This is a genomic window from Dapis hubbardiae BLCC-M172, from assembly GCF_050016015.1.
Lineage (GTDB): Bacteria > Cyanobacteriota > Cyanobacteriia > Cyanobacteriales > Microcoleaceae > Trichodesmium.
On record NZ_JBNHEQ010000143.1, the window covers coordinates 1 to 5,516 of the forward strand.

Annotated in this window: 2 protein-coding genes; one reads left to right on the forward strand and one right to left on the reverse strand. The window is 38.3% G+C overall.

The window, feature by feature from the left end:
- Positions 1-313: 313 nt before the first annotated feature.
- The gene (gene tyrS, locus ACP6PK_RS12490) at positions 314-1,528 is read right to left on the reverse strand and encodes a tyrosine--tRNA ligase (protein WP_426559877.1); all 1,215 of its coding nucleotides are present in this window, start codon (positions 1,526-1,528) and stop codon (positions 314-316) included.
- A gap of 1,053 nt (positions 1,529-2,581) precedes the next feature.
- On the opposite strand from tyrS, the gene ACP6PK_RS12495 reads away from it, so the two are divergent.
- The gene (locus ACP6PK_RS12495) at positions 2,582-4,516 is read left to right on the forward strand and encodes a transglycosylase domain-containing protein (protein ID WP_426559878.1); all 1,935 of its coding nucleotides are present in this window, start codon (positions 2,582-2,584) and stop codon (positions 4,514-4,516) included.
- Positions 4,517-5,516: the final 1,000 nt, after the last annotated feature.

A 5,516-nucleotide genomic window follows, 5' to 3' on the forward strand; every position in this document is an offset into this window, starting at 1 on the left:
ACGAGTCTAAGGTAAAGTATGGAAAATTTCCACTTCTCTATTTTTCGGCAGTCAATAGAAAACTAAGACGTTATAGTTTTGACAACTTTTTACCGATGAAAAATTTTCCTTCGGTTGGAGTCGGAATTTCTCTCTACTAAATTTTTCTGACTACGAGTCTAAGGTAAAGTATGGAAAATTTCCACTCATAATTCAAAAAACTAATACGTTATAGTTTTGAATCATTTTTACCCATGATAAATTTTCCTTTCCTCTGAGTCATAAGTTTTCTCTCCTAAATTTTTCCTACTATAAGTCTAAGTAAAAGTATTGCTTAATTCTTCACCAAGCGAACAAAATTCTTTTTACCCACCCGTAAAACCTTACCATCAAGTTCCGCCGGAGAGTCAAAAGTCAAATTCTGATCGGAAATACGGTCATCATCCAAACGTACAGCACCCCCAGCAATTTTCTTCCTAGCCTCAGAGCTACTCTTACACAAACCACTAGCACTAACAATATAAAACAACTTCGCTGGAAACTCCACAGAAGCCAAAGAAAATTCTGGCACTGCCTCAGTTTGACTCATATCTCCCTGAAGCACCATTTTCACAGCCGTTTGTTGAGCCTCCAAAGCAGATTCCTTACCGTGATACTGAGACACAATATCCAAACCCAACAATTTTTGTCTTTCGCGAGGATTCTCTGGCAATTCATCAAGAGGTAAATTTGTCAATAGTTCAAAATACTCTTCTACCTGGTCATCAGGAATTTTCTCCAGTTTAGAATACATACTCAAAGGGTCTTCCGATAAACCAACATAATTTCCCAGAGACTTAGACATTTTCTGTACCCCATCAGTCCCCAACAAAATCGGCATCAACAGACCAAACTGAGTCCTCTTACCAAAATGACGTTGTAAATCTCGCCCCACCGCAATATTAAACTTTTGGTCAGTACCGCCTAATTCCACATCAGCATCCACAGCCACAGAATCATAACCTTGCATTAGGGGATAGAGAAACTCATGGATATAGATAGGATTTTCCTGATTATAACGAAGGGCAAAACCTTCCTTAGCCAACATCTGTCCCACAGTCATAGTTGCCAGAAGTTCTAGAATATTGGTCAAATCCAATTTAGACAGCCACTCTGAGTTGTAGCGAATTTCTAGTCGTCCTGGTGTGTCAAAATCCAATATTGGCCGGACTTGCTCTAAATAAGTTTTGGCATTTTCCTTTACCTGCTCTGTAGTTAACTGCCGTCGGACTTCAGATTTCCCAGTCGGGTCGCCAATTCTTGCGGTAAAATCTCCTATGATTAATACTGCTGTATGTCCAGCATCTTGAAATGCCCGGAGTTTCCTAACCGGAATACTATGGCCTAAATGGATATCAGCTCCTGTGGGGTCAATTCCCAATTTAACCCGCAAAGGACGGTCTGATTTGGTTAACCTCTGGATTAAGTTTTCATTCGGGTCTTGAGAATCTGGTTGATCTGGGAATATTTCGCTGATACCACGATGCAGCCATGTAAATTTATCAGTCATTATTTAGTATTTAGTAAATCTATATAGCTTGACTTTGAAAGTCAAATTTAGTGGAGAAAATGATGAATAATCTTATTAGGAAGTCGGAAAAGTTTAGCTACTCTGAAGATTTTTGCCCTTAATTGGCCTACTGATAATTAGGAGTGCTAAGTAAGTATTTCCTCCGGAATGCTGCGCAAACAGCGGTTAGCTAGCCTCTTGCCTCCTGCGGAGGAGCTGCGCTTTATCCTGACGGACTGCTCCGCTTTCCATGTCGCGCAGCGAAACAGAGGAGCTAACGCTAACAGCTATCAGCTTCATTACCTTTATTGAAAAGAGTAAAAAGCAATTTAGAGATTTCATGCTAATTAAAAGTATGGGTAAAATTCCATCAGTTAACCTTAAAATTCTATCAAGCTATATCGTTCATTAAAAAACTGATATCTGACCGCTAATAGCTGAATGTTTAAGGTGCTAAAGTAGCATAAATTATTTACAAATATCACCGATCCTGATTTTTCTTGTACATACTTTGTACAAACATCAATTTAAGCATAATTGATTGATATCTAGCAATTAGCACTTAGCTATAGCTAGCTTACCAAGAAATGATAACTATTAGTATCTTAGGAAATAGAATAATAAAACTTTTTCAAGTAACATATTAAACCCTAATAATAAGCCTCTTACCTAACAAAAAGTCAAATAAACCTAAAGTATACAAATAATCAACTTATTATCACTTACTTTTTGACTTTTGATTTAATCAAACAGGTATTAGCAGTCAGCACGAGTGCAATTAGAGCTTAAAGACATTAAATGAATTTAATAAGCTTTAAACGAAATAGCCGACTTTTAGTAATATTTAATATCTGGATCAATCAACCTTTAAACCTTCCCCAAAAAGAATAGCTGACTGCTGAATTATTACCTTTTGATCGAGAAATAATATCTCCCTATTGCTGGAGGTATTGATAACTGATAACTGAAATGACTTAATCTTATTCCATAACTCTAAAAGTTTAATTACTAAACTCAAAAACCAGAAAATTTAGTTAAATAAGTTAAATCAAAATGTCAACTAACGCTCTTCCAAACAAACAAACTAAAAAATCCAACTCTGAACCTGCACCAGTATTCGAGTTTGTTCAATCTGTCAGTAAAGTTACAGCAGGTACAGTATTAGGTATTACCATGCTGACTAGCTCATTAGTTGCTGGTGGACTGGTAGGTTTAGCCATTAGCTTCCGTAATCTGCCAGATGTACGGGTACTAAAAAATTATACACCTTCAGAAACAACTCATATATATGATATCAAAGGTAGACCCCTGGCAAGTCTCCATGATGAGGCCAACCGAGAAGTCATCCCTCTCAACCAAATTTCTCCAGACTTAAAACGAGCAGTTCTAGCGATCGAGGATAGTAACTTCTACAATCACCAAGGCCTTTATCCCATTGGAATTATCCGTGCTTTTGTGGCCAACTTGGAGCGGGGTAGAACTGTTGAAGGAGGTTCTACCGTGACTATGCAGTTGGTGAAAAATTTGTTTTTATCTCCCACAGCCAAACTTAGTCGGAAAGTAGCTGAGGCAGTTTTGGCAATTAGAATGGAGCAAATTCTGCAAAAAAATGAAATTTTAGAATTATACCTCAACCAAATTTATTGGGGTCATAATCTATATGGAGTTGAAACTGCATCTAAAAGCTATTTTAATAAGTCTGCCAAGGATTTAACTTTGGCCGAAGCTGCCTTAATGGCAGGTATGATTCCCGCACCAGAGCAATATAGTCCTTTTATTAATTACCAAAAGTCCAAGCAGCGTCAAGCAACAGTATTAGCCAGGATGCGAGAACTAAATTGGATTACTGCTGAGGAGGAAGCAGAAGCTCTCAAACAACCATTATTAGTAGGTAAAGTTACTTCTTTTCGTCAAAGTAAACTTCCCTATATTACTAATGCAGTTATTCAAGAATTAACTGAGAGGTTTGGTAAAGATGCTGTTCTGAAGGGAGGAATGCGGATACAAACTACTATTGATATGAACTTCCAACGGATGGCAGAGAGAACTGTGACTGAATGGCATCAAATATTATATTATCGTGGCCTTTATCGTAGTTGGGATAAAGGTCAATTAGCATTGGTGGCTGTTGACCCACGCACCCACTTTGTTAAGGCCATGGTTGGTGGGGCAGATTTTAAGACCAGTCAATATAATCGTGCCGTTCAAGCTCGTAGGCAACCTGGTTCTTCGTTTAAGCCTTTTGTTTACTATGCTGCTTTTGCTTCGGGTAGATTTTCCCCATCTTCGGTGGTGATGGATACTCGTGTTAGTTATCGAGATGGTGATGGTTACTACACTCCTCGAAATTATGGTGGTGGATATTCCGGGGCAGTTAGTATTCGTAAGGCTTTACAGTCTTCTCTGAATATACCTGCTGTTAAAATTGGTCAGTCTGTCGGACTTAATAAGGTAATTGAGATTTGTCGTATTTTGGGAATTAAAAGTCCGATGGAACCTGTAATTTCTTTACCACTGGGTTCTGTTGATTTGACACCTCTGGAGATGGCTGGTGCTTATGCCACTTTTGCTAATAATGGTTGGCATTCTGATACGACGTTTATTGTCCAGGTGACAGATACCAGTGGAAATGTGTTGTTGGACAATACTCCTAAACCTAAATTGGTTCTGAATCAGTGGGCTGTAGCATCACTTAATAGTGTATTAGTGGGGGTAATTGAACGAGGTACTGCTACTAGGGCTAAAATGAGTCGTCAAGCTGCTGGAAAAACTGGTACGACTTCTTCGGAAAGGGATGTTTGGTTTGTTGGTTATACTCCTCAGTTGTCAACTGCTGTTTGGATAGGTAATGATGATTACCGACCACTAAACTATGGAGCTACTGGGGGAACTACTGTTGCACCTATCTGGCGTGATTTTATGAACCAAGCTATGAGGGGTATGCGTAAAGAGTATTTTCCTCCAGCATATAAGTTTGAGAGGCCCTAGTTTTTCATACATAATTAACAACTTTTTGGCGTTAGGTAGGGAAAAGGTTCGCAGAGGCAGTATGGTGATTAACGAAGTTAGACATCAGAAGTTGTTTTTGTCACAGAAATTTCAACTTCCTTCCAAAAACATTTTGCCTTCAAAGATGGGGTTAATTAGGGGTTGCTGAAAAAGTCTTAAAGCCTACATTCCGCACGTCAAAATGTAGTATGAAATAAAGAGTCAGTCCTCGTAGGGGCGTTTCATGTCGCTCCGCGAAACGGCCGTTAGCTTCGCATAACTATCGTTAACGCCCGTACAGGAGTCAGGAGTCAGAAAAAAATCATAATAGTCAATAACAGCAAACAATTAATTAAGTATTTATGCTTAATATTTTCCTGAGAATTTGACTCAGGAGAAAGTTAAATAAAGATAATTCGTACAGTATAAATACCTACTAAGCTACCAGATTATTATAATACTCTAGTGCTACAACTTGACGTGCGGAAGATGGGTTAAAGTACCTAGACAGAATTAATTTAATATTTTGGTGGTGGTAGGTAAGAGTCAATAGTTCAATAATTAACAATGAATAATTAATAATTACCTCTTCTTATTACTTATGGGTGAGGGTAAGAGTCGTAGGGGCGATTTGCGAATAGCCCCTAGAGCATAAATATACATCTCCGGAAAATAAATAAACCTCTTAGTTATATCAGCTAAAGAAAGAAAAAGTAACCATGAAAAATCCTTTTTCCTGCCTTTTTCGTAAAAATATCTTACCGAATTATTAATAATTAATAATTCTGGTTTAAAGCCTCCCCTTTTAAGAGGAAAAAAGCGGTCGTTTGCGGAGCATTCCGTTAGGATGGGATGGCGTTAGCGAAGCGTCCCGGAGGGAAGGGTCTCCCGCTCTTGCAGAGGCGCTACGCTAACGCCATATCCAATCGACCAAGAAAAGAAATAATATTTCCTTATCTTCAATTCCGTAACGGTTTTAACCAGAGGTAATTATCAATTA

What these genes read in the sequence shown, in the direction of transcription:
- tyrS (WP_426559877.1), bottom strand. Translation starts at nt 1,528, where the DNA reads ATGACTGATAAATTTACATGGCTGCATCGTGGTATCAGCGAAATATTC.
- ACP6PK_RS12495 (WP_426559878.1), top strand. Translation starts at nt 2,582, where the DNA reads ATGTCAACTAACGCTCTTCCAAACAAACAAACTAAAAAATCCAACTCT.